Here is a 25,617-nt window from a genome sequence, read left to right as displayed (position 1 = left end):
CCCACAGTTATGGACAATCCCTTCATCTATTTACGTGGCCTTCGCCATGCAGAACATACAGTATTCGGCGTAAATGACGGACAGAAATACTATTTCGACCCTCAGTTCGGCAAAAGAATGGCTTATTCCAGCGGCCAACAAGTAAAACGCTCCGTTATAGAGGCGCTGAATATGCCCTTCGCAGCAATAACATTCAACTGGGAAATCGACAAAAAAGAAAATAAGGCAAACCAGAAAGAGCCTCACTCTCCATGCGATCCGACTTTTACGGATCAGTTATTGGGCGGGTATATGAAAGCTGAAAGCGGCAGTATGATCGTAAAGCATCGTAGCCCCTTGTCTGTTTCAGCCATGCGACCACTCCATCCTTTATTGGGAGGTATCGAGTCACCGACTGAAAATATCACTTTCGACAGGACCTCGCATCCGGAACATCATACCGTCAAAGTCTATTGGATGGAAAGCAAAAAGAGAGGAAGTGAATTGAGTAAGGAAGAGTTGGACGAATGGCTGACAACCAACCGGCGTTCACTCCCTAACCGAGCTTTTATCCAGGATCAGACCCGGGCTTCCGGCCTTTTTGTCTATGACATCGCTATCGATCTGAGAACTTTATTCTGTGTTTCCACCAACAAACTCGAACCGGAACTTTTCCCTGAAATCGAAACCAAGCTCCGGGAACAGGGCTGGACTGATGGTAAAAATATCTTTGGCAACTGCCTGGTTTGTCCTAAAGAGAAGAGGGATGAAATAATTCCGGCATTGGCAAAAGCAATCATCAACTGGCGCATCACTTCCAACCAGGCACGCACCTTCAGTTTAATGGAAACAGTAGCGATAGCCATCAGCAACGATGCCAATCAGATAGCGTATGCCATTCGCGGCGAATTGAAAGATAACACCGAAAGGCCGGATGCCAAACCGGTCATAGATGAAACCGCCCATGCTGATATTTTCGTTACTCCTATTGCCAACAGTTATATCGCCGGCTCGATTGGTTCCGTCGATGCCCTGAAGAAAGCCGAAGAAAGATTGATCAAACTGATCTCTTCTTTCGATTACGAAAATCAACTATAATGAATATCAAAGATACCTCTTACCTTTTTTGTAAGAGGTATCTTTGACAACATATCTCCACCGACGGAAATTCGGCGTTTGCCCGGTTTTCGGTGACCGATACCAATTATTAATATTCCAAATTTAATAATCGACATTCCATCTTTACGCAATATTCGTTCCGGTAATTTTATTCACTTACTTTTGTCCCCCGTTTGAAAATTAATTAACGAGAGATGAAAAAGACATTTTATTTAGTGGCATTAGCCTTTGTTTTTGGTTTGTTTACCGCATGTAATGACGATGACGAGAACGATACTCCGATTGTGAATCCTACACCAAAGGAACAATGGGGCAAAACACTTCGAGGTGACGATCAATCCTTATTAGCATTTCCGGATATATTCGCAGATTATTGGGAATATACCTACTCCTACAAGGATAATCCCAATATCGGACTTCGCCTGACCGGGAAATACCCCAAATCACGTTTCTTCAATTTCACAGTCTATAATGACGAGACACAGGTCGATATGTCCAGTATCGAAGATGCTAACATCCAACCGGATGAAAATTCTGTCAATCCTTATGTAAAAGAAACGGCAGATTATAGTGCTAACGGATACACCATTTACATTATTCCGAAAAGTACCCCGGAAAGTATGCGGGCATCCATGAAAAACATCTGTGAATTCCCTGATACTTTAAACATGGTATCCGTATTTATGCGCCTCTATCTGGCAAAGGAATACAACAACGGTGACACATACGGTGGTACTGATATGCCGGCAATCCAGGCATTCGATGTAACGACCGGCAAAGATGTGGATTTCCCCAAACGCGAAGTATGTAATATCCACGAAGCATTGCAGATGCCTCCGTTGGATTTCTCTTCCGACATGAAACCGCTTCCTTTTATGCGTGCCCCGTTAAGCCTGATGTACCCGAATACTCCGGCTGATTACTTATTCTCACGCATCAAGTTGAATGAAGGTGAAGTTGCTACTTTCCGCTTTATTCCTCCGACGGCTCCTAAAGGTGTAAATGAATATGCAACCTCGGATGTCCGTTACTGGTCTGTCTGCCTCGGATCACAAAAGACTTATTCTTATGTCTCTATTTATGATGAAGAAATGCCGAAAGTAGACAAAGATGGTTTTGTTACATTCATTATTGCAGATGCCAACTCTGCTAAACTAAAAGATATCAAAGCCAAAGCAGATGCCAACGACGGTACTTATGTATTGGAATGGAACCGCAAAGAACATGGCGACGGAGTTCTGGCTTTATATCGTAACATGCTTTTCAATAAAAGCTATGAACACAATATGAAAAAACTAATGAAATCAATCCCATTGGAAGCAGCCGGAGGCGATATGACAAATTTCAACCCGTTGACAATGATTGCCATGCTGGCAATGGGTAACTGGGGGCCTCAGGGTTATAAATTCACGGAAAATGATTATCTGAGCGATGAGTTTAATTATGCATCGATCAGACGTATGCAATAATAGTCCTCATATCTGAAAAACAAAGGTGCCACCCCTGCCAAGGGTTTGCGCCTTTCGTTTTTTAACTACACGGAGTATCTGATCAACCGATAATCTTTTATATATTTGTGCCACATATAAACTCTAATTCTTATGAAGCCCAAAAAGTTGCTTTACCTGGCCACATTCTGCATATTACTAATTTCCGGTTACTTGCATGCCGAGGAACCAGCAAAGATGCATTCTGTTTCTCTACATATAGGATATGCCAATATGCCAGGTGGGACAGCAGGATTAACAAATACCTCACATAGTTATGAGCGGGATCTTTGTTCCGGTATTTCCTGGGATGCACAATACTATTTACACCCTAAAGGCATGTTCGGATTCGGGCTTTTTTATTCCGGATATAGCGCAAAAGGTTCTTTGGAACATAGTTCCGATCATGTCTATACACATTATATAGCTCCGCAGTTCGCCCTCTACTGCCTGAGTAACGAGCGGGTTAATGTGCGTCTGAACATCGGTACCGGATATCTGCGGTATAAGAACAATAGCATGGTATATGAAAAAGACCGTCGTGTATCCGGCCAACGTATGGCAGGAAATATCGGAGTTAATGCAGAATATATGCTAACTTCCCACTGGGGTGTTTCTGCTGATCTGCAGTATGTGTTTACCAACCTCAGAAAAGTCGAATCCAACTATCACGGGGAGACGATCACGGTTCGGTTCCCGTCGGAAGACAGGCTGAAAGTATCCAGACTGAATATCTCACTTGGGATCGGATACCATTTCTAATTAATTGAAATCACTAAATACGTTACATCATGAAAAAATATATATTTCTTTTATGTCTCCTGCCCTTTCTTTTTTCCTGTACAGAAGATGAAACAGTCGATATCACGGTGATGCCGGACGAAACTATGGTCGGTGCCGATACTTTCGGATGCCTGGTAGACGGTTGGTTATATGTCGGAGGAAGATATAACCATATCAGCAGCTCCTCTATCAACTTTGATTACAGAGACGATGAAAGCATGCAAGTCAAAGTGTGGGTAAAACAAGATCTCGCCATCAGCTTCTGTATGGAAAAGCCGGAAGAAAATAAGGAGATTCCCTACACCCAGTTCTCTTGGGGAGACGAAACATTACCGGACGGCAAAGTCTTTATCACCCGTTTCGACACCAATGCACAGGTTATCAGCGGACGGTTTGAGGGCGAGCGCGTTACATTCGGACGGTTCGATGTGCACTTTAATAAATAATCCAGTCGGTTATTCTTTCGGGGTTTTCGATAAATGCTTCTTCAGCAATAAGTACCCGCAAAGGCCGGAAACAAACGACCCGGTGAATACTCCGAGTTTGGCTTGATTCAACAAGTCAACTCCAAGTTCATCCATTCCGGTAAACGAAAGATTGGCAATAAATAGCGCCACCGTAAAACCAATACCGCCCAACATAGACACACCGAACAGGTTCATCGGTGTCACTCCTTTCGGTAAGGCTCCCATCCTCGTACGAGCATAGAGATACGTGAAAGAGAAAATACCCAGTGACTTCCCGACAAACAATCCCATAAAGACAGCCAACGGCACATTTACCAGCGATGACGGCTGAATATCTCCGAATGTGACACCCGCATTGACAAACGCAAACAACGGAAGAATCAGGTAATTTACCAACGGATGCAATTTGTCGGCAATGCTTTGCAACGGACTGATCGTGTTATCTGCCAACGAATGGATATTATTCAGTACCTGTATCTGTGTAGGAGTCAGGACCGAAGCCTTTTTGGATTGACGAACCTCCGTATAATCCAGCATATTCAGATAACCGGTCATATCGCAAGTAAAATCCTTCAGATTCACTTTCGGACGGGCAGGAACGGTAAAGGCTACCAATACCCCGGCTATAGTCGGATGAATGCCCGATTCCAGGAATAATACCCAGACAAAGAAGCCCACAATATAATAAAACAGATTATTATTTACCCGCATCTTTCCCCCTACATATAATAAAGCCAGCAAGGCCAAAGAGATCAATAAGGGTTGATAAGCAATATGCCCACTATAGAATAAAGCAATAATAATAATACCGCCGATGTCATCTACCACAGCCAGTGCCGTCAGAAATATTCGCATGCCTAAAGGAACCCGTTTTCCCAGCAATCCCAGGACGGCAAGGGCAAATGCGATATCGGTAGCCATCGGAATAGCTGCCCCACGTACTTCCGGAGCCGTATTGCAGACAAGCAAATAAAAAAGGACCGGTACGATCATACCGCCACAAGCCGCAATAACCGGAAGGAGTGCTTTACGAACCGAACTCAATTCCCCGATCAATACTTCCTGCTTGATCTCCAGCCCGATTACAAAAAAGAATACCGCCATCAGGGCGTCATTCACAAAGGCAAGCATCGGCATGGGTTCACCATGATGGGAGAACAAATTAAAACTGCCAATCTGAAGGTCGATAGGATAAGATAATATGTGATGATAGGCGTGAGCCCAGGGGGAGTTTGCCAATATCATAGCCAATACCGTGGCCATAAACAATAAAAAACTGGCGCTCGACTTCTGTGTGGCGAATCGGCGCAACGGTTTAAGGATAACATTAATAGTACGATCCATTCTGTTTTAATATTTGCGGAGACAGCTTGCTGGTCTGTCTCCGTAATTCCTAACTGTGTTTATTGCCTTTGCTGCTCAGCTATCTCAAGCTGATAGGCGCTGCGGGTCAATTTCTCTACCCAGATTACAAATATACCAGTTAAAATTAAATTAAACACAATAGTAAGGACAGAAATCATCAGGGCCGGTCCACCCAGATTATATCCCAGGGCAATAAAAATAATACCTGCCCCTACTTCACCCCGTGTAAACATACCGATTGACAAAGCCAGACGTTCACGTTTACGTCTGTCACGATAGAAAAACAAGGGGAAAAGCTTTCCTATATTGGATAAGAAAGAGACGATCACCACATGGAGAAGGATCATCGGCCACGACATCATCGGCTGTGCACCGGTAATTGTAGACGCTTCCGCCGATTGTTTGGCAAAATCAACCCCAAAAAACACGGGCATGCTCACTCCTACCAGGAACATGAACAGGAATGAAATCGCCGTCGCCACATTGTGCTCCGTCTTCGTATCTATGTGCTTATGCTTCATGATCATACCCAGCACAAAGGCAGGCAACAGCACTTCGATATGGATGCTTGCTTCCTCACCATAAAAATGTTTGGATGCCAGATAGATTCCCTGGGTAAATGCCAACGTAACAATGGCATAAAGCAGAATAGCCTTCCAGTCCTGCCGCATATTATAAGTACCCATTTTCTTCCATCCGATCATAAGCAATACCATCACGATCAGGATGATCACCCCTAACTGCCAGCGTAGACCGACCATCATGATCTGAAGCGGGATCATCAACAGGATCGTATCGAGATCATCGAAAATAGCCAGCACCTGTACTTTTTTATATACCCAGGAAGCTTTCAACCCTGCTGCGGCCAACATGGTAAACAGAATACCAGCGGATGTGGGAGCCGCAAAACGGCTTAACAACAAGTTCTCTTTCCAGGCTTCCCCACTCGACCAATAGATGTCGGGGAGCAGGACGAACATATAATACAATGCCACAAATATCCAGGGGAAAGCGGCAGTAGCCATTGCTATGAAATAATCCTCCGTATAAGATCTCCAACGGGTCTTATCCATTTCAAACTCCCGACCTACGTTAATCATAATAAAGGCCAGGCATACATACAACAGTGAATTGGAAACAGTTTTTACCAACGAATAATTTTCTCCTACAAGAGATGGAAGAAACTGTGAGACAACCAAACCAACCACTAAGAAAAAAGAAAACAACAGAATCTTCTTCATTATATTACCACTATTTGCTTGTTTAGATTTCAGAGTACAAAAATAAAGAAATCCTCTCAAATCGAAAATAGCAGGTAACTCATGTTTCAGATTATTAATAATTTACTTCAGATAGGCCGACTCGACTTTCAATAAGCGGTTCTTCAACTTTTCCGCCTCTCCTTTGCGTATACGCAAAGTCATTTCACAGTCCATTTCAAACTTTTGGGATACAATAAGGGGGTTGTCTTCTTTTACTATACGCATGATCCCGTTCAGGTATGGATATTCGAAAGCGACCGTGATATCTTCGTCAACCGTACGTTCCTCTATCTCGGCAGCGGCAATCGCTTCGGCGGCAGCCGTCCGATATGCGACAATCAGACCACTGGTACCCAATTCGATGCCGCCGAAATAGCGAACGACCAGGATCAGGATATCCGTTAACTCGTTGGAATTGATCTGCCCCAGGATCGGTTTACCTGCCGTGGAGGATGGTTCGCCGTCATCGTTCGCACGAAAAGTCTGGCGATCGGGTCCCAGCATATAGGCCCAGCAGACGTGGCGGGCGTCGTAATATTGTTTACGGTATTTATCCAGTTGCTCCTTCACCTCTTCGACCGTACGCACGGGGATGGCATACGAGATAAAGCGGCTGCGCTTCTCTGTGTAATATCCCTCTGCTACTTGCTTAATGGTTCTGTAACTGTCGTCTGCCATCGATCAATCCGGAATATGGGTTTGCTGTTCTTCCCGGAAGGCCCGGAAGTCTTTCATTATCTCTTCGATCTCTTCAATGAAGTAAGGATCTTTAACATTTTTCTTCACCTCGGCGTAATATGTTTCAATAGCCGCCAAAGCACATATATCTTGTCCGCGCAGCAGGAAGTAGGGTTCTTCCTTCTCTACGCATTGTTTGATCATTTGGATAGGATTCTTCATATATCTGTCTTTACTTAGTTACTATTCTGTTTTAGTTATGCCGGCAAACCGGGATAGGCATATCATATTCCCAGCTTGCCTGTGCCAGGTTATCGTTTCAACTCCTCTTTCAGGAACGGAGCCGTATAACTCCTGTTTTTCTTCTTGATCATTTCCTCGGGAGTGCCGGTGAATAAGACCTGCCCGCCTTTGCGTCCGCCTTCGGGCCCCATGTCGATCAGGTAGTCGGCACATTTGATTACGTCGAGGTTATGCTCGATCACGATGATGGTGTTGCCTTTTTCCACCAGCTTGTTCAGGACACCCAATAGGACACGGATATCTTCGAAGTGAAGGCCGGTAGTCGGTTCGTCCAATACATATAAGGTATTGCCGGTATCCTTTTTGGCCAGTTCGGTAGCCAATTTCACACGCTGACTTTCCCCTCCGGATAAGGTGGTGGAAGGCTGCCCCAGTTTGATATAGCCCAACCCCACATCCTGCAGGACTTTTATCTTGGAGAGGATGGTCGGGATATTCTCGAAGAACTCCACAGCCATATTGATCGTCATATCCAACACATCGGCTATGGATTTACCACGGAATCGGACTTCGAGTGTTTCACGGTTATATCGCTTGCCATGACAGTCTTCGCAAGGAACCAATACATCCGGCAGGAAGTTCATTTCGATGGTTTTGTAGCCGTTCCCCTTGCAGGTTTCACAACGACCGCCGGATACATTGAACGAGAAACGTCCGGGTTTGTAGCCCCTGACCTTCGACTCGGGAAGATCGACGAAAAGGTTACGGATATCGGAAAAGACACCGGTATAAGTAGCCGGATTGCTTCGTGGCGAACGGCCGATAGGCGACTGGTCGACATTGACGATCTTATCTACGTTATCGATACCTTCGATCGACTTGTAAGGCAACGGATCTTCCAGCGAACGATAGAAATGCTGGCTCAGGATCGGTTGCAGGGTACGGTTGATCAAGGTAGATTTTCCACTACCGGATACACCAGTCACACAGATCAGTGTTCCGAGCGGGAAAGTCACATTGACATTCTTCAGATTATTGCCGCTGGCCCCCTTTATCGTAATGAACTTACCGTTTCCCTGCCGGCGTTCGGCAGGAACAGCAATCTCAGTCTCCCCGTTCAGGTATGCAGAAGTCAGCGTATTCACTTTCAGCATCTCCTGGGGTGTTCCTTCGTAAACTACTTCGCCACCCAAACGACCGGCTTTCGGTCCCATATCGATCACGTAATCGGCATTCAGCATCATATCCTTATCATGCTCGACAACCACTACCGAGTTACCCGTATCACGAAGCTCTTTCAAAGAATTGATCAAACGGACATTATCGCGTTGATGCAATCCGATACTCGGCTCGTCGAGGATATAGAGCACATTGACCAGCTGACTACCGATTTGGGTTGCTAAACGGATACGCTGGCTTTCCCCACCGGAAAGGCTTGCCGAAGCACGGTTGAGAGACAGGTAATCCAGCCCTACATCCAACAGGAACTTCAGACGGGAACGGATCTCCTTCAATATTTCTATGGCAATCTGCTTTTGCTTCTGGTCCAGACGCTCTTCAATACCGTCCAGCCATTCATAAAGCTCGGAAATATCATACGAAGATATCTCCGCTATATTCTTTCCCGCAATACGATAGTGCAACGCCTCTTTGTTCAGACGCTGGCCGTTACATTCCGGGCATGTAGTCATTTTGATGAACTGTCCCGCCCATTTCTGTGCAGAAGCCGAAGCCTCGCTCTCCTGCTGCATCAGGATATATTTGGCAACTCCTTCGTAAGACAGGAAATAATTGGAAGAACCCAGCGATTCGTTCTTGATCTGGAGACGTTCGTCCGTCCCGTTCATGATCTCGTCGATCGCTTCTGCCGGGATATCTTTGATCGGTGTCTTGATCGTCACGCCGTGCTTTTCGCAAAGAGCCTCGATCTGCCAAAAGATAAGGGAGTTCTTGTATTTACCCAAAGCAACTATCCCACCGTTATAAATACTGAGGGAAGGGTCGGGTACGATCTTTTCCATATCCAGCAGGTTCACCTGCCCCAACCCTTTACACTTGGGGCACGCACCTTGCGGCGAGTTGAAAGAGAAGTTATGCGGAGCCGGTTCACTATAGGAAAGTCCGGTTGCCGGGTCCATCAAACGACGGCTGTAATGACGCAACTCGTCCGTATCCGCATCCAGCAGCATCACCAGGCCATCTCCCTGCTTCATGGCAATGCGCAGGCTTTCTTTCAGCCGGCGCTCGTCGGATGCAGAGACGACCATCTTGTCGATCACCACCTCGATACTGTGCATCTTATAGCGATCCAGCTTCATACCGTGAAATATCTCTTTTATTTCACCGTCGACACGGACAGTCAGATACCCCTTCTTACGAACCTGTTCAAACAATTCTTTGTAATGTCCCTTACGGTTACGCACCAACGGAGCCAGCATATAGGTTTTCTTCCCTTCGTAATGCACCAGGATCAGGTCGAGCACCTGCTCTTCGGTGTACTTCACCATCTTTTCTCCGCTCAGATACGAGTAAGCCTCTCCCGCCCTTGCATAAAGCAGACGGAAAAAGTCGTATATCTCTGTCGTTGTACCTACGGTAGAGCGGGGATTCTTGTTGGTTGTCTTCTGCTCGATCGAGATGACCGGACTCAAGCCGGTGATCTTGTCCACATCCGGACGTTCCATATTCCCGAGGAAATTACGGGCATAGGCGGAGAATGTCTCCACATAGCGGCGTTGTCCTTCTGCAAAGATCGTATCAAAAGCCAGCGAGGATTTACCACTACCGCTCATACCTGTTATCACGGTGAGTTTGTTTCGCGGTATCTCGACGTCTATATTTTTCAAATTGTGAACGCGGGCGCCTAAAACGGAAATACGACCGCCTTCCAATGCATTTTTATCGTTCATACTTTTTATCACTGTTTTCTGTTTCTTCCGGGAGAATTTACAATTCCTTTCGAGAGAAATTCTAAATACATCCGAAAGGAATTTATCTTACTACCCAAACCGGATTATGTACGTAGGTGTTAGGTGTCTTGTAATACATTTCATTTTCTTTGGGAACCTGCAGCGTATAAGTCTTGCCCAGCGTCTGCAATTTCCGGTCGCGCAGCCAGGGATTGAAACGTTTCAGATCGGCATACGTTATATTATACTTCTGTGCGAAGGCAGACAAATCGGGAATATCCGACGATACCGCCACGTCTTCGCAGGCAATCGGCTTATACAGGTCTTCTGCCCGAAGCACGAAACCGTATTTATAGGGATTCTCGAATATCTGCTTGATCGCCATGATACGGTATACATAACGGCTTGTCTCCTCTACCAGCCAAAGGTCGAACGTGCTATCGGCTTCCTGTTTAGTCAATTCGCCGGAGATACGTCCCATGCCTGCATTGTAAGAGGCGGCGACATTTGCCCAGTCACCGTATTTGTCGTGAGCGGCTTTCAGGTACTTGCAAGCAGCTTCGGTAGCTTTGGCTACATGGCAACGTTCGTCCACCGTCGGGGTGACCGTCAGTCCGTATTGCTTACCCGTCCCTTCAAGGAACTGCCACATTCCCACGGCACGTGCCGGAGATGAGACACGCGGGTCGAGATGACTTTCTATGACGGCAAGATATTTGAAATCGTCGGGGATACCGTTGGCTTTCAATATCGGTTCGATAACCGGGAAGTACCGGTTGGCACGTTTGATCAGCAACATCGTAGTTGAATGAAAGTAGGTAAAACTACTCATCTCCCGGTCGAATCCTTCACGCATATTATATCGGGTCAGATCGATCGGCGTACCGCAGAAAGTAACCGACGAAGGAATATCGGGGGACGAGGTCATCGCCATCACCACCGGACGGCCGTCCAGCACCTTTTCCGAATCACTCGATCCGATAGACAAACATGCAGTCAGGCAGATCAGACCACCCGACAAAAAACTGAATATACTATTCTTCGATAATTTCATCTTGAATTTCTTTTGATCTAAGAATGTTAATTGAACCTTTTTTCTTTATCGTCTTACCGTTTGAACCGGTAGCCTCTATCACATAGAAATAAACTCCGGGAGCCACGTATTTCCCCCCTTTCTTGCCGTCCCAGCCTTGCGACGGGTCCGTCCAATAATACATCTGTACTCCCCACCGATTGAATATCCAACACTTGAAATTAGTAAGGGAGCGATAAGCGACCCTAAACTCGTCATTTATGCCGGGTGATGTACCGGGCGAAAAAGCATTCGGGACATCGATAAAGGAATCCGATATCGTTATAGTAATCGGTGCATCAGGCTCCCATGTACACTGGGAAGTACGATCGGACACACTTAAATGAACCGTATAAGTACCGTTTTGGTTGAACAGATAGTTCATTTCCTCTTCATTAGACTCAATCAGTTTCGTTCCTTCCGTTTCTCCGGTATCATCTTTCCGGTATATCAGCCATTTGAACAAGGCTGCAACCGGCGTATTGGTTACCGCCTTAAAATTAAACTCTACCGGAGCCGAAAGGCTATCTCCTTTCACGACCATGTTAGGAGCATTCGAATATAGCAAAGTATCTACCTGTATCACAGCTTCAACCGCCACGGCTTGATAGACATCGGCCGTCATTGTTTTCTCCACTCCGAAATGGCGGGCGAACAAATCACCTTTCAAAGTTACATCCGTATCACACAAAGGAGCAGGCAGCGGATCATTGAATGGATCGTTGATAATTTCCGTTACGGTTTCCGTGATATACGAAGTCTCATCTTCCGTCTTCTTCATCGTCTGGTAAGTGACTTCAAACTCACGTTCCACGGTTGCCGAATAACCGGTCTGAGGATAATTATACTTCATTTCCGGCATCTTTGCGCTTCCGTTCAGATACATATAATCGCAGGTACTACGCTCCGCATTTACATAAAGTCCGGTTATTTCAAAAAGATATTTACTATAATCAATAATCCAGACATACGCTTCAGAAAGTCCGCTTTCTTCTACAAAATAGCCATAACCCTCCTCCACGTTACTGACAACAGAGGTTGTTCCATTCTGAACGGAAGCAATCTTTTCGGCTTCCAGTCTTTTTGTTTTATATCTGTACCATTGATGAGAAGTTGAGGAAGAAGTATAGCTGATTTGGACATTATCCATACCATAAACAAGATATACCTCCAAACGCTGATTCTTGTTCTGAGACTTATCATCATCCACCAGCAAAGGTGTCCCCTGCCCTCCTGTCACTGTATATTCTCCGGCATGTGCTGCAAGTATCCATAACAAAAAACAGAGCGTCCCGATCACTCTTCTTAAAAAATTCCTTTGCATATATATAACCTAATTAGCTTCCAAAATTAGTATTTTATACGGACATACACTATCTTTGCCGCAAATATTCGAATCAACAAATGAATAAGATCAGTATATACGTATTGACGTTGTGCCTGAGTTTCTGCAGTGTTTCAATCTCTTCACAGAACAACAAGGCACGAATTATTACTACTAACGAATTAAATGATAATATATTTTATCATACGATTGAGCGGGGACAGACAGTATACTCAATCGCAACCATGTATGGAGTAACCGTCGATGACATTTACCGTTTGAATCCGGAAAGCCGTGAATCGATCAAAGCGGGTGCAACATTAAAGATCCCGCAGCGCGATGCAGGTTCGGCACCGATGGGTAATGCTGAAGATAATTTCCTGTATCACACCATACAACCGAAAGAAACGCTTTACTCTTTATCTATCCGGTACGCCGTACCCGGACCGGATATCATTGAAGCCAACCCGGGACTGTCTACTTCCACTTTCACAATCGGTAAGACGATCCGTATCCCGGCAACTCCTATCGAGACTCTGCCGACCAAAGAAGTAAAGTCGGTAACCAAAGATATCGAATATACGGTCGCCAAGAAAGAAACAATGTACCGTATCTGCCGGAAATTCAATATATCGAGCACTGAACTGATCAAACGGAACCCGGAACTGAAGAACGGGGTAAAAGCCGGTATGGTCATCAAAATACCGGTAGAGACGAAAGAAACCGTTACGGAAACAGCTCCGGTTATGCATGAGAGAGACGTGAATGCCCTGTTGTCAGTCCCTAAAAAGATCGAGCGGGTCAATATGATCAAGGTAGCCTTATTATTACCGTTCATGACAAATGAACCGAGACCGTCTTCCAACACGCAACGCTTCATCGAATATTACGAAGGTATGTTGCTGGCAGTCGACAGTCTGCGCAATAGCGGCTGCTCGATCGAACTGTCCGTATTCGATACAGGCAACGGAACTAAAAAGATAAAAGAAATCCTGAAAGAAGATGCCTTGAAGGAAGCGAACCTGATCATCGGAGCCGTTCAGAATGACCAGATAGCTCCGGTTGCCGAATTTGCAGAAAAGAACAATATCAAATATGTGATACCGTTCACCTCCAAAAACGATGATGTATTATCCAATGCTAATATATTCCAGGTAAACACGCCTCACTCCTACCTGTATGCCAAAGCATCACAAGCCAGTTGTGACCTGTTTGCCAACGACAACATCATCCTGCTGAAAGTTCCCGGCACCGAAGAAAAGGCGGATTTCATCAAAGCCCTCAAGGCTGAAATGAAACAGCGTAATATATCCTGGCGCGAACTGACCTATTCGGCCGATACATTCCCGATCGAAATGGAAGCCATGCTCAGCAAAGACAAACGTAGCGTCATTATTCCTACTTCCGGCAGCCTGGAAGCCCTGAGCAAGTTCAAGTCGCCTTTGCGTATGCTGGCTGAGACAAAGCCGGAATTTAACATTACGATGTTCGGTTATCCGGAATGGCAGACCTATACCAACGAATGCCTGGATGATTTCTTTGCATTGAATACCTATATATATAGCTTCTTCTATGCAGATAACCTCTCGCCGGAAGTGTCCAACTTCTACTCTAAATATAAGACCTGGTACAGCAAGAACCTGATCAACATATTCCCTAAATATGGTATATTAGGATTCGATACAGGTATGTTCTTCTTTGATGCCGTCCGGAAATACGGTGCTAATTTCGAGAACAACCTGGGTAATATCCATTACAAAGGTATACAGACCTGTTTTGATTTTGAACGGGTAAATAACTGGGGCGGATTCATCAACACCAGTACATTCATCGTTCATTACCAGAGTGATTATAACGTAACACGCAGCGAAGTAAGATGATCAGAAAGATAACAATCATATCCTTTCTATGCCTGGCGGTAATAACCGGCATCACGGCACAGAAGAAATTCGCCCAGGAAATAACAGTAGGTGCCTCTTTCGGCATGAACTTCTCTTCCGTCAGCTTCAATCCTAAGGTCTACACCAAGATGAAACAGGGGTACAACGGAGGTCTGGTATTGCGCTGGAACACGGAAAAGAACCTGGGACTGCAGACCGAACTGAATTTCAGCCAGCAGGGATGGGACGAGCAATTCGACGAACACCCGACGTATAAATATACCCGTACGATCAATTATCTGGAGATACCGTTCTTCACCCATATCTATTTCGGCAGCAACAAGTTCAAGTTTTATGTCAACATGGGTCCCAAAGTAGGTTTTGCCATCGGCGAAAAGACCGACCTGAACCCGGATGAGAAAAACCAAAATGCAGGAGCCAATAACCAGCACGATATGGCTATCCAAAAGAAATTCGACTGGGGATTATGCGGAGGACCCGGTATCGAACTCCGTACCGGCATCGGTTATTTCCTGCTTGAAGGACGCTATTATTATGCGTTGGGAGACATCTTCAACAACCGTAAAAGCGACTATTTCAATAAATCTGCCAGCCAGGTTATTTCCGCGCGGCTTATTTATCTGTTGCCTATCCGGAAATAGGTAATACCTTTTCAACAGTTATGTTCCTGACGGTATTTGGACGGAGTCATTCCGTATATCTGTTTGAATACCGTGCTGAAATACCGCTGGTTGGTGAATCCGGCTTTTTCTGAGACTTCGAGGATAGTCAGATTCTTATCCGCCAGCAGTTCCATCACACGTGCCATCCTGAACTTATTGATATAATCACCGATACTGATATCTGCCAGTGCTTTCAGTTTTGTGTACAGAGAAGCACGGCTCATCGCCATACGCGTCGCCACAAAGTTCACATCCAGTTCCGGATTATCCAGGTGTTCGCTTATCAACTCATTCAGCTTCTTCATAAACATTTCATCCGCATTGCTGATCGTGTCATTCCTGGGAGAAACAACCTCTTTCCCTTCTTTATAACGGGATTTGACAGCTTCACGGTTTCGCAGGATATTACGGACAATGGCCAGGAGGAACTCCAGGTCGAAAGGCTTCGGCAAATAAAAGTCAGCCCCTTCCTTATACCCCAGAACCGTACTTTTCGGGTCCGTCCGCGCCGTCAGCAATACAACCGGAATATGGCTGACTTCCAGGTTACTCTTCAGCTGCCGGCAGAACTCGAAGCCATCCATGCGCGGCATCATCACATCACTGATAATAAGATCCGGCAGATAGTGTATAGCCATTTCAAAAGCTTCGACACCATCAGAGGCAATATATACTTTCTTAAAATACTCTTTCAATGTGTTTTTCAGATAACCACGAAGTTCGGGGTCATCCTCCACCGCCAGTACAGAATACTTCCGGGTCGAAAAATCAGTGTCCCGATCCTCTTTTATCTCCGGCAATGCCAGTAACTCATTCAGATAAGGCCGGGTTTCAATCGAAGTCGTTACAATTTCCAAAGGCAACTCATAGAAGAAAGTTGCTCCCTTTCCGGCATTATTCTCTGCTCCTACACGGCCTCCGTGCAGCTCTATCAGCAAACGGGTATACGACAGCCCGATTCCGGAACCTTTCCGTCCATGTTCTCCCTGATAGAAACGTTCGAACAAACGGGAAATATCGACATGATCCAGCCCGATCCCCTCATCGGAGACAGCAACACGGACATAGCCCTGCATCAATCGGGTAGAGACCGTGACACAGGAGCCTTCATCACTAAATTTCAACGCATTCATGATCAGATTGGATAATGACATTTCACATTTTACCTCATCGAATGCCACCTCTTCCACCGCTTCATCCGGATTATATGCCAGACGAATATGCCTGGACTCAAACTCTCCTCTGAAAGTCTCCGTAATCTCACGCACCCATTCATTCAGACGATAGGGCCTGATCTGCAATGTCTCCCCGCCCGTTTCCATCTTGCGGACATCCAGCACCATATCGATAATATCTTTTACCCGGCGTGTCTGCTTCAATATATCCGTCAACTGCCTGCTATGGTTCGTATCGGTTATTTCTCCCGATCCCAACAGACGTTTCAACGGGGAATAAATAAGGGTTAAAGGAGTCCGTAGTTCATGATTCAGATTGATCAGGAAACGAATCTTCTCTTCATAGGTCCGCTGCTCATGTTCCTTCATCGCCCAGATCATTTTATTCTCCTGCCGTTTCATCATCAGCCAGAAAATGAAAGACAGCCCGGCTATCATGAATAACAGACAACCGCCGATAAACCAGTTTGTTTTCCACCAGGGCGGAGTGACCTTAATCGACAGAAGTCGTACAGGGATGCTCCAATCGCCATTCTTTTTGATACACGAAACCCATACCTCATAATTGCCGACAGCCAACGCATGAAAAGCGATCGTATGATTAACAGATTCTACAATCTCCTGTTGCGCCCCTTTTATATAATAACGGAATAGTTTTTTCCGCATCAGGTCATTTTCGCGCACAATGACTTTTGCCATCAGGGAGGTATAATTCCAGGGGACGGAGATTTCGTTATTGTCCGAACCAAAATTCGACCGCATGGAAACCCCGTTCAACGTTACTTCCGACAGTCCGATGACGGGGTCCGGATTCTCAGGGAAAGGAATGCCGTTTTTAATATGAACCAGTCCGATAACCCCTGCCATATACATATCTCCCGAACGGCTCATCAAAGGTGGTTTCGATATATATTCATTCGCATACACACCGTCAGACTCACCGAACATCATTATTTTTCCATCCTCCGGCGTATAAGCATACAACCCGTTATGCGTTCCGACCCATAAACGCCCAGCTTTATCAAATCCCAGCGACGTAGTCCCTAAGAAACGATTATTCTCTACAGCGGTAACCGTTTTATTCACCGGATTATAGAAGAAAAGACCGATCGTCGTCCCGATCCAGAAACATCCCTTTGCATCCTTACAAGCAGCTGCTATCGTACCTATCGAGTCGGCGGATGAATAAACGGGGTTTAGTGTATTATTCGAATAATCCAGTTCAAACAGATCCGTTTCGCCACGCAGGAAGCTGAACTCTTCTCCTTTGCCGAACTCCTGAAGGGACGAGACTGTCAATCCTTTACATTCATGCTTCACGGCGGATAAACGTCGTGTGGACTGGTCATACAGGTAAACACTGTCCGCCAACAGATAAAAATGCTTTTCATCCAACCGGACCAAATGAACCGATTTACCTTGTTTGAACAGCATATTAAACTTATCGGGATATGCTACCGAATATTCTTTCAGAGCACCGGTCTGCTTATTAAAAAGGTACAATCCTCCACCGAAACAGGAATAAAGAAGTTCCGTCGAGCTATAATCGATAATCGATACGATCTTCGAAGGATACGTAGACGGATAATGTCTGAACAGACCGGTTCGAGGATCCAGACGATTCATTCCTCCTCCGTCAGTTCCCAGCCAAATCGTTCCGTCCTTATCTTCATACATGCCGGATACCGTCTTTTCACTCAACCCGTAAGCCGAGTTCAAAAGGGCATCCCGGTATGTTTTCAGATAGACCTCTTTCAAACCCACCAACCCACAACGTATGCCACCCGCCCACATATTTCCATCAGGATCATTGTACAGGCAATAAAAAGAATCTCCGGACAAGGAGCCAGGCTTTCCGGGGACATGATTAATCACCGTCACTTCTCCGCTCGTTTTATCATAGATGTTAATTCCTCCGCCATCTGTTGCCAGCCAGATTTTACCATCCTGTTCTTTCACATCCAAAATAACGTTATAGGATAACTTCTCCGGCGCAACCAGGTGGCACAGTTTGTTCCCTTCACGATCAAATCCTAAAAGCCCTTTTCCGTAAGGCGATACCCACACGCATCCGGAAGAATCGACTAAAAGGGCAGCTATCTGGTACTCTTTGACTAAAGAAGAACGTTGTAAATTTCCGGTTTGGATATTGTATTCCCACAGGCCGTTCCAACGGGAAGCCAGTAAGAACCGATTATCATCCGGTCCAAACAACGCAGCTTTCTCAAAAAGGACTTTTGCATTTTCCTTTGTAGAAATCCGTAAAGCAGAAATCCTCTTATCCGAATAACTATATTTGAAAAACTTATTCCTCCCCAAAAATAAGAGACCGTCCTGCATCAGCACATACGAGGAGACATATAGCCTGGAACCACCCGAATCAACCGGCACAAAACAATCCTTCTCCTTATTGTATAACACTAATCCCCGCGCTGTAGCTATCCACAAATTTTGAAGAGAATCCTCTACCAAAAAACAAATATCATTATCGGGAATAGAATTGATGTCTTTCTCTTCATGATAATAATTCTTTACGTGCTCGCGGTCAAAACAATTCAAACCAAACTGGGTACCAATCCAGATAGTTCCTTCGTGATCCATCAAAACGCATTTCACCATAGATTCAGATAATCCGTCCTTGAGGGATATCTGCTTAAAATAATACTCAGGAGTGGCCTTCGCAATAGTAATGCAACAAAAAATAAATATACACAAATATATGTGTCTCCCAATAGTTAACATCCTAAAGGTTTGTTTAATAGATTAATACCAGTGTTCCGTAAGAACTTATGTCTTTTTACTGTAACTGATAGATTATTAGGATACTAATGATCGTAAGAAAAGTGAGATATACTTTATAGGTAGATTTACTGAAAGGAAAAAGCTTCTGAATTTATAGTCTTATTACATCGGTGTAGGGTATTTCTACCATTATTTTATACTTTTCATGCTAAACTTGTAATTATGAACTTTATATAGTCAATTAAAAGGAGGTAATAACTATCTGTTTCATAAAGTTTAAGAAAGATATCTTCCTGTAGTAAATCTTTTTTTATCTTTGCTTGAAATCCAAAAGACATAAGTTCTTACGGAACTCACACCATTCTTGTAACGCTCAAAAATCAACGATTCTTCCCCTTTCTGGACAATTATTGAACTTTTTTGTACAAAACCGGACATCGAACTAATCGGATACTTTTAAATTTGTTCCTGGTTAATCTTATAACAAGAATGAAATATGATAACACAACAAATAAGTCAAATGACAAAAGACAAACTCCTCCTTATCACCTTTCTCGTTTGGTTGGTTACAGGGTGTACAAACCCTGCTCCTGTCGGGATAAACATCATTCCCCAGCCCGAACAACAAATTCCTGCGAAAGGATATTTTACGTTTAATGAATCGACAACGATCCAAATCGAGAATCAGGAACAGGAACCTGTAGCCCGATTATTAGCTGATTTATTTACGACCTCTGCCGGATTCAACCCGATAATTAATGCCAATTCATCCCAAACCGCCACTATTACCTTTTCTACTAATACGGCACTCGCAGAGGAAAACTATAAACTGGAAATAACGCCTTCACATATATCCATAGAAGCAGCTGACAACCGCGGCTTTTTTTACGCCGTGCAATCGATCCGCCAGCTTCTTCCTCCGGCAATAGAAAACAAAACGCCGGCAGAAGGCATTCAATGGAACATACCGGCAGTAAGCCTGCAGGACGGTCCCCGCTTTCCTTACCGCGGCCTGTTATTGGATGTGTCCCGCTGTTTTATCCCGAAAGAGAATGTGATTAAAATCATCGATTATATGTCGATGTTGAAGTTGAACAAGCTTCATCTGCATCTGGTGGACGACAACGGATGGCGTCTGGAGATAAAGAAATATCCCCGCCTCACCGAAGTGGGAGCCTGGCGCGTAGAACGTGAAAAGGATTTCTCCCAACGCAAAAACGCAAAAGCCGGCGAACCTACACCCGTCGGCGGCTTCTACACACAGGAAGATATGAAAGAGATCATTGCCTATGCCGGCACACGACAGGTAGAGATCATCCCCGAAATAGAAATGCCCGCACATACCAATTCCGCCCTGGCTGCTTTCCCTGAACTGGCATGCCCGGTAGTGAAAGACCCGATCCGTGTAATCCCCGGAATGGGCGGACACGGTGCCGAAATCGTCTACTGTGCCGGCAACGACAAGGTTTTCTCCTTCCTGCAGGATGTGCTCGACGAAGTGATGGCTCTCTTTCCCTCCCGTTATATCAACCTGGGCGGCGACGAAGCATCCAAAAGATACTGGAAAATATGTCCGCTTTGCCAGGCCCGTATGAAAGCGGAGGGTTTTACCGACATCGAAGAGTTGCAGGGTTACTTCATGGGACGCGTGGCGGGTTACGTGAAAAGTAAAGGCCGTGAAGTGATCGGATGGGACGAACTGACCAACAGCAAAATACCCGACGACGCGATCATACTGGGCTGGCAGGGACTCGGCACAGCCGGTTACAAAGCCGGACAGATGGGACACCGTTTTATCATGACACCGGCCCGCGTCTTGTACCTGATCCGCTACCAGGGACCGCAATGGTTCGAACCGCGTACCTATTTCGGTAACAACACCCTGGAAAATGTCTACAAATACGAACCGGTACAACCTGAGTGGGACCCGGAAGTGGCTAAAAAACTGATCGGCGTACAGGGTTGTATGTGGACCGAATTTTGTTCCTCGGCTGATGATGTCGAATACCTGCTCTTCCCCCGCCTGGCTGCCGTTGGCGAAATCGCCTGGTCGGGAAAAGACCGGAAAGACTGGCCCGGATTCCTGAAACGGTTGGATATATTGACACAACATTACGACTACCTGGGTGTAAACTATGCCCGCTCGATGTTTAACCTCGACCATTTGGTGACCGGCAGTAACGACACCTTGAAAGTTGCCCTCACCTGCATCCGTCCGGATATGGAAGTTCGCTATACCACAGACGGAAGCGAACCGCAGGCCGCCTCCACGCTCTACCAGGATTCATTGATTGTGACTGGCGACCTGACTATCAAGGCTGCCACCTTTATGAACGGTGAGCAGAAAGGGAAAACACTCACTCTCCCGCTCCACTGGAACAAGGCTACAGCCCGTCCCGTAACGAACGGCAACGAACAGAGCTACCGTCTGACAAACGGCCTGAGAGGTAGCGACAAACAGTCCGACTTCGAATGGAGCGGATGGTACGGCAAAGATGCCTCCTTCACGATCGACCTGGGAAAAACAGACTCGTTCGACAAAGTGACGATCGGTTGTATGACGAACTACGGTATGGGAGCCCATCTACCCAAACAGATCATCCTCTCCGTCTCAGACAACAACCAAACGTTCACCCGGATAGCCGAACGCAGCTTCACCCCGGAACAGATCTTCCGTGAAGGTATCCGCATCGAAGACCAGCTCTTCGACAACCTGAAGGCTTCCGGCCGTTACCTCAGGGTCGACTTGAAGAACCCCGGAAAATGCCCCGAAGATCATACGCGACCGGGACAGGGTAGCTGGGTTTATATAGATGAAGTAATTATTAAATAATACTACTTTTCCCTTGATGGAAAAGTAGCCAAAAGATCAAGGCTGCACCGGCTTCGCTGCTACGGTGAAAGACTACGCTGAAAAATCCGAAACTCGCTTCGCTCAAACAACGGATTTTTTTAACCGCTTCGTCTTTCCCCTTCGCGGACGCTCACCCGCTGAGGCCTTTCCCAGGAAGCTCTGCTTCCTCTTAGGATCGCCGATACCGACACTTATATATTATAACAGGTGCTTTCTGTTTTAACAAGCAGTATCGGCCATCACAAGAGAACGCTTCGCGTTCTATGAAAGGCCTCAGCTGGCGAGCGTAAAGCGCAGCAGCCGGAGAGAGCGCCCGGAGCATCCGCTGTTTGAGCGAAGCGAGTTCGGAGGCGACAGCGAACGCAGGATGCGGAGTAGCGAGGCAGGTGCAGCCTTGATCTTTTGGTTACTTTTCTATCAAGAGAAAAGTAACAACACTAAATACAATGAAGAAAACTCTGTTATCTATTTTTGCTCTGTGCTGCCTGGGATTCACCCAGGCAGTTTCAGGCGCAACAGACAACAACCTGCCTGAATGGCAAAGCCAGTACGCAATCGGTCAGAACAAACTGGCCCCTCACGCCTACGTCTGGCCTTTCGAGAACGAAAAAGCCCTCTCCGAACGCGATCACGAGTCGTCCCCCTGGTATCAGACCCTGAACGGGAAATGGAAATTCCACTGGACAAAGAACCCCGACAACCGTCCGAAGGATTTCTACAAACCCTCATTCTACACCGGCAGCTGGGCCGACATCAACGTCCCCGGCAACTGGGAACGCCAAGGCTACGGAACGGCTATCTATGTGAATGAGACCTACGAGTTCGACGATCCGATGTTCAACTTCAAGAAAAATCCGCCTCTCGTCCCTTATGCCGAGAACGAAGTCGGCTCTTACCGTCGCACCTTCACCATTCCGAAGACATGGGACGGCCGTCGCGTCGTTCTCTGTTGCGAAGGCGTTATCTCCTTCTATTATATATGGGTCAATGGAGAAAAGATAGGCTACAACCAAGGTTCGAAAACACCCGCCGAATGGGATATCACCGACCTGCTGCAACCGGGTGAAAACACCGTCGCATTGGAAGTGTACCGCTGGAGTTCCGGCTCGTATCTGGAATGCCAGGACATGTGGCGATTGAGCGGTATCGAACGCAGCGTCTACCTATACAGCACGCCTAAGCAATATATTGCCGATTACAAAGTAATCTCCACCCTCGACAAGGACACCTATAAAAACGGTATCTTCAACCTCGACGTTCAGATTGCAGGCAAAGCCAATCCCGGCTCCCGCATCACTTATCGACTGAAAGATACCGATGGCAAAACCGTCCTGAAAGAAGAAGCCGACATCCCTGCCGGAGAAAATAACCGCATCGCTTTCAAAGAAGCGACCCTTCCCGGAGTCAACCCCTGGAGCGCGGAACATCCCAACCTCTACACCCTTGTCCTCTCGCTGAAAGATGCCGGTGGAAAAGAAACGGAACTGACCGGATGCCGCGTAGGTTTCCGTACCTCCGAGATCAAAAACGGCCGGTTCTGCGTAAACGGCGTACCGACATTGGTCAAAGGAACCAACCGCCACGAACATTCACAACTAGGTCGCACTGTGAGCCGCGAACTGATGCTGAAAGATATCAGCCTGATGAAACAGCATAATATCAACACCGTCCGCAACTCCCACTACCCCACCGATCCGCTGTGGTACGACCTCTGCGACGAATACGGCTTGTATATGATCGACGAAGCCAATATCGAATCGCACGGCATGGGATACGGTCCCGAGTCGCTGGCAAAAGACAGCACCTGGCTGCCGGCACACATGGATCGTACGCAACGCATGTACGAACGTTCCAAGAACCACCCCTGCATCGTGATCTGGTCGCTCGGTAACGAAGCCGGCAACGGTATCAACTTCGAACGTACATACGACTGGTTGAAATCGGTCGAAAAGACACGTCCCGTCCAGTACGAACGTGCCGAACAGAACTACAACACCGACATCTACTGCCGCATGTACCGCAGCGTAGACGTTATCAAGGAATATCTGAACCAGAAAGAGCCGAAAATCTACCGCCCTTTCATCCTCTGCGAATACGTGCACGCGATGGGTAACAGCGTAGGCGGCCTGAAAGAATACTGGGACGTATTCGAAAACGAACCGATGGCACAAGGCGGCTGTGTATGGGATTGGGTGGACCAGTCGTTCCGCGAAATCGACAAGGACGGCAACTGGTACTGGTCGTACGGTGGCGATTACGGCCCTAAAGGTATCCCCAGCTTCGACAACTTCTGTACGAACGGCCTGGTAAATGCCGACCGCGAACCGCATCCGCATCTGAACGAAGTGAAAAAAGTCTACCAGTATATCAAAACAAAACTGACGGACGAACGTAACCTGACCCTTTCCGTCAAAAACTGGTACGACTTCAGCAACCTGAACGAATATACCCTCCACTGGCAACTGATAACCGACAACGGCCAGATCATACGCCAGGGAACGGAAACCGTCGACTGTCTCCCGCATGAAACGACCACGCTCACACTGGGAAAAACCTCCCTGCCGAAAAACTGCAAAGAGGTATTCCTCAACCTGAGCTGGACACCCAAACAGGCACATCCGTTCATCCCGTTGACACACGAAGTAGCTTACGACCAGTTCGTCCTGACAGCCAACAAAAACTACCGGCCGAACTACCCGTCATTCCAGGCTTCCGCCCTGAAACAGAACGGCAACACATTCAGCAACAATCGTGTAAATATCTCCTTCTCACCGGAAACAGGTGCGATGACCTCTTACAAGCTCGACGGAAAAGAACTGCTTTCAACCCCGATGACGATCAGCCTCTACCGTCCGATCACCGACAACGACAACCGCGACCGTAACGGTGCACGTCTGTGGAAAGCCGCCGGACTGGATAAGCTCACCCAGCAGGCAACCTCTTTCCGCACAGGAAAGAACAGTGTGCAGACAACGCTGGCACTACTAAGTGACAAAGGCGAGACAGTAGGGACAGCCACGCAGCACTACCATATCACCCCCGACGGCATGGTAAAGGTAGCAACGACCCTTACCCCTGATACCGCCATCGTCAAGTCGCTGGCACGTATCGGACTGACTTTCGAGATGCCTTCCGAATACGCACAGGTATCCTATCTGGGACGTACCGGTGAAACCTACGTTGACCGTATCCAAAGTGGACGCATCGCCATCGATCATACGGATGCCGAGCGGATGTTCCACCAGTACGTCAAGCCGCAGTCGACCGGCAACCGCACGGACATGCGTTGGGCGGAGATCAGCAACGAGGCAGGCAACGGACTGTACGTCACGGCATCACGCCCCTGGCAGTTCAGTATCGTTCCTTTCACCGACAGTAACATTGACGCTTCCACCCATATCAACCAACTGAAAAGAAGCGGTACCGTAACCGTCCATCTGGATGCCGTACAGGCCGGTGTCGGTACAGCTACCTGCGGACCGGGTGTATTGCCGCAATATCTGGTTCCAGTAGAAGAGACAACGTTCGAGTTTGTTATTCGCCCAATGAAATAAGGGATATAAAACTTACAAAGCACAAAAAATGAGGGTACACT

The 25,617-nt window shown here is 46.6% G+C and carries 16 protein-coding genes; 8 read left to right on the top strand and 8 right to left on the bottom strand.

The window, feature by feature from the left end:
• Window positions 1-9 precede the first annotated feature (9 nt).
• The 4 genes from P3L47_RS14630 to P3L47_RS14615 all read left to right on the top strand — a co-directional run bounded on the left by P3L47_RS14630 (window position 10) and on the right by P3L47_RS14615 (window position 3,814).
• Complete coding sequence (locus P3L47_RS14630; RefSeq protein WP_277781276.1) at window positions 10-1,077, top strand: CRISPR-associated protein Cas7; 1,068 nt, start codon at window positions 10-12, stop codon at window positions 1,075-1,077.
• Window positions 1,078-1,292: 215 nt separating this feature from the next.
• Window positions 1,293-2,567 carry a hypothetical protein gene (locus tag P3L47_RS14625; RefSeq protein WP_277781275.1) on the top strand — a complete coding sequence of 425 codons (1,275 nt, stop codon included), beginning with the start codon at window positions 1,293-1,295 and terminating at the stop codon, window positions 2,565-2,567.
• A gap of 132 nt (window positions 2,568-2,699) precedes the next feature.
• Window positions 2,700-3,347 (top strand): outer membrane beta-barrel protein, encoded by a 648-nt coding sequence (locus tag P3L47_RS14620; protein ID WP_277781274.1) that lies wholly within the window; start codon window positions 2,700-2,702, stop codon window positions 3,345-3,347.
• Window positions 3,348-3,376: 29 nt separating this feature from the next.
• A complete protein-coding gene (locus tag P3L47_RS14615) occupies window positions 3,377-3,814 on the top strand; it encodes a Riean_0653 family protein (RefSeq protein WP_277781273.1) in 438 nt (145 codons plus the stop codon).
• Window positions 3,815-3,823: 9 nt separating this feature from the next.
• Here P3L47_RS14615 and nhaA read toward each other — a convergent pair whose 3' ends face one another.
• From nhaA to P3L47_RS14580, 7 genes are all read right to left on the bottom strand, one after another.
• Window positions 3,824-5,179 carry a Na+/H+ antiporter NhaA gene (nhaA, locus tag P3L47_RS14610; protein WP_122363069.1) on the bottom strand — a complete coding sequence of 452 codons (1,356 nt, stop codon included), beginning with the start codon at window positions 5,177-5,179 and terminating at the stop codon, window positions 3,824-3,826.
• 59 nt (window positions 5,180-5,238) lie between these two features.
• Entirely contained in the window at window positions 5,239-6,441 is a 1,203-nt protein-coding gene (locus P3L47_RS14605; RefSeq protein ID WP_277781272.1) for a cation:proton antiporter, read from the bottom strand.
• Between the two features lie 102 nt (window positions 6,442-6,543).
• The gene (locus tag P3L47_RS14600) at window positions 6,544-7,140 is read right to left on the bottom strand and encodes an IMPACT family protein (protein ID WP_277781271.1); all 597 of its coding nucleotides are present in this window, start codon (window positions 7,138-7,140) and stop codon (window positions 6,544-6,546) included.
• 3 nt (window positions 7,141-7,143) lie between these two features.
• Window positions 7,144-7,362, bottom strand: coding sequence for a hypothetical protein (locus tag P3L47_RS14595; RefSeq protein ID WP_028726734.1), 219 nt, complete (start codon window positions 7,360-7,362; stop codon window positions 7,144-7,146).
• 89 nt (window positions 7,363-7,451) lie between these two features.
• Window positions 7,452-10,292 carry an excinuclease ABC subunit UvrA gene (gene uvrA / locus P3L47_RS14590; RefSeq protein WP_277781270.1) on the bottom strand — a complete coding sequence of 947 codons (2,841 nt, stop codon included), beginning with the start codon at window positions 10,290-10,292 and terminating at the stop codon, window positions 7,452-7,454.
• Between the two features lie 82 nt (window positions 10,293-10,374).
• The gene (locus P3L47_RS14585; protein ID WP_277781269.1) at window positions 10,375-11,346 is read right to left on the bottom strand and encodes a transglycosylase SLT domain-containing protein; all 972 of its coding nucleotides are present in this window, start codon (window positions 11,344-11,346) and stop codon (window positions 10,375-10,377) included.
• Window positions 11,327-12,688 (bottom strand): T9SS type B sorting domain-containing protein, encoded by a 1,362-nt coding sequence (locus P3L47_RS14580; RefSeq protein WP_122363074.1) that lies wholly within the window; start codon window positions 12,686-12,688, stop codon window positions 11,327-11,329. Before P3L47_RS14580 ends, P3L47_RS14585 begins: the two co-directional genes overlap by 20 nt.
• 80 nt (window positions 12,689-12,768) lie before the next feature.
• Here P3L47_RS14580 and P3L47_RS14575 point away from each other — a divergent pair, with 80 nt between their 5' ends.
• A complete protein-coding gene (locus P3L47_RS14575; RefSeq protein ID WP_277781268.1) occupies window positions 12,769-14,568 on the top strand; it encodes a LysM peptidoglycan-binding domain-containing protein in 1,800 nt (599 codons plus the stop codon).
• Entirely contained in the window at window positions 14,565-15,230 is a 666-nt protein-coding gene (locus tag P3L47_RS14570) for a porin family protein (RefSeq protein WP_122363076.1), read from the top strand. The genes P3L47_RS14575 and P3L47_RS14570 overlap by 4 nt, the downstream gene beginning before the upstream one ends.
• Window positions 15,231-15,241: 11 nt before the next feature.
• Here the strand turns inward: P3L47_RS14570 and P3L47_RS14565 are convergent, their stop codons facing one another.
• Window positions 15,242-19,168, bottom strand: coding sequence for a hybrid sensor histidine kinase/response regulator transcription factor (locus P3L47_RS14565; protein WP_345799047.1), 3,927 nt, complete (start codon window positions 19,166-19,168; stop codon window positions 15,242-15,244).
• A 520-nt stretch (window positions 19,169-19,688) separates the two neighbouring features.
• On the opposite strand from P3L47_RS14565, the gene P3L47_RS14560 reads away from it, so the two are divergent.
• Both P3L47_RS14560 and P3L47_RS14555 read left to right on the top strand, forming a co-directional pair.
• Window positions 19,689-22,001 (top strand): beta-N-acetylhexosaminidase, encoded by a 2,313-nt coding sequence (locus P3L47_RS14560; protein WP_277783706.1) that lies wholly within the window; start codon window positions 19,689-19,691, stop codon window positions 21,999-22,001.
• Between the two features lie 467 nt (window positions 22,002-22,468).
• On the top strand, window positions 22,469-25,576 hold the full coding sequence (locus P3L47_RS14555; protein WP_277781266.1) for a glycoside hydrolase family 2 TIM barrel-domain containing protein: 3,108 nt from the start codon (window positions 22,469-22,471) through the stop codon (window positions 25,574-25,576).
• Window positions 25,577-25,617 lie beyond the last annotated feature (41 nt).

The sequence above is a fragment of the Parabacteroides chongii genome (assembly GCF_029581355.1).
GTDB lineage: Bacteria > Bacteroidota > Bacteroidia > Bacteroidales > Tannerellaceae > Parabacteroides > Parabacteroides chongii.
This window is presented reverse-complemented; position numbering and strand designations above follow the sequence as displayed.

Excerpts from the sequence above, each read along its gene's own strand:
- P3L47_RS14630 (WP_277781276.1), top strand. The coding sequence starts at position 10 with ATGGACAATCCCTTCATCTATTTACGTGGCCTTCGCCATGCAGAACAT.
- P3L47_RS14625 (WP_277781275.1), top strand. The coding sequence starts at position 1,293 with ATGAAAAAGACATTTTATTTAGTGGCATTAGCCTTTGTTTTTGGTTTG.
- P3L47_RS14620 (WP_277781274.1), top strand. The coding sequence starts at position 2,700 with ATGAAGCCCAAAAAGTTGCTTTACCTGGCCACATTCTGCATATTACTA.
- P3L47_RS14615 (WP_277781273.1), top strand. The coding sequence starts at position 3,377 with ATGAAAAAATATATATTTCTTTTATGTCTCCTGCCCTTTCTTTTTTCC.
- nhaA (WP_122363069.1), bottom strand. The coding sequence starts at position 5,179 with ATGGATCGTACTATTAATGTTATCCTTAAACCGTTGCGCCGATTCGCC.
- P3L47_RS14605 (WP_277781272.1), bottom strand. The coding sequence starts at position 6,441 with ATGAAGAAGATTCTGTTGTTTTCTTTTTTCTTAGTGGTTGGTTTGGTT.
- P3L47_RS14600 (WP_277781271.1), bottom strand. The coding sequence starts at position 7,140 with ATGGCAGACGACAGTTACAGAACCATTAAGCAAGTAGCAGAGGGATAT.
- P3L47_RS14595 (WP_028726734.1), bottom strand. The coding sequence starts at position 7,362 with ATGAAGAATCCTATCCAAATGATCAAACAATGCGTAGAGAAGGAAGAA.
- uvrA (WP_277781270.1), bottom strand. The coding sequence starts at position 10,292 with ATGAACGATAAAAATGCATTGGAAGGCGGTCGTATTTCCGTTTTAGGC.
- P3L47_RS14585 (WP_277781269.1), bottom strand. The coding sequence starts at position 11,346 with ATGAAATTATCGAAGAATAGTATATTCAGTTTTTTGTCGGGTGGTCTG.
- P3L47_RS14580 (WP_122363074.1), bottom strand. The coding sequence starts at position 12,688 with ATGCAAAGGAATTTTTTAAGAAGAGTGATCGGGACGCTCTGTTTTTTG.
- P3L47_RS14575 (WP_277781268.1), top strand. The coding sequence starts at position 12,769 with ATGAATAAGATCAGTATATACGTATTGACGTTGTGCCTGAGTTTCTGC.
- P3L47_RS14570 (WP_122363076.1), top strand. The coding sequence starts at position 14,565 with ATGATCAGAAAGATAACAATCATATCCTTTCTATGCCTGGCGGTAATA.
- P3L47_RS14565 (WP_345799047.1), bottom strand. The coding sequence starts at position 19,168 with ATGTTAACTATTGGGAGACACATATATTTGTGTATATTTATTTTTTGT.
- P3L47_RS14560 (WP_277783706.1), top strand. The coding sequence starts at position 19,689 with ATGACAAAAGACAAACTCCTCCTTATCACCTTTCTCGTTTGGTTGGTT.
- P3L47_RS14555 (WP_277781266.1), top strand. The coding sequence starts at position 22,469 with ATGAAGAAAACTCTGTTATCTATTTTTGCTCTGTGCTGCCTGGGATTC.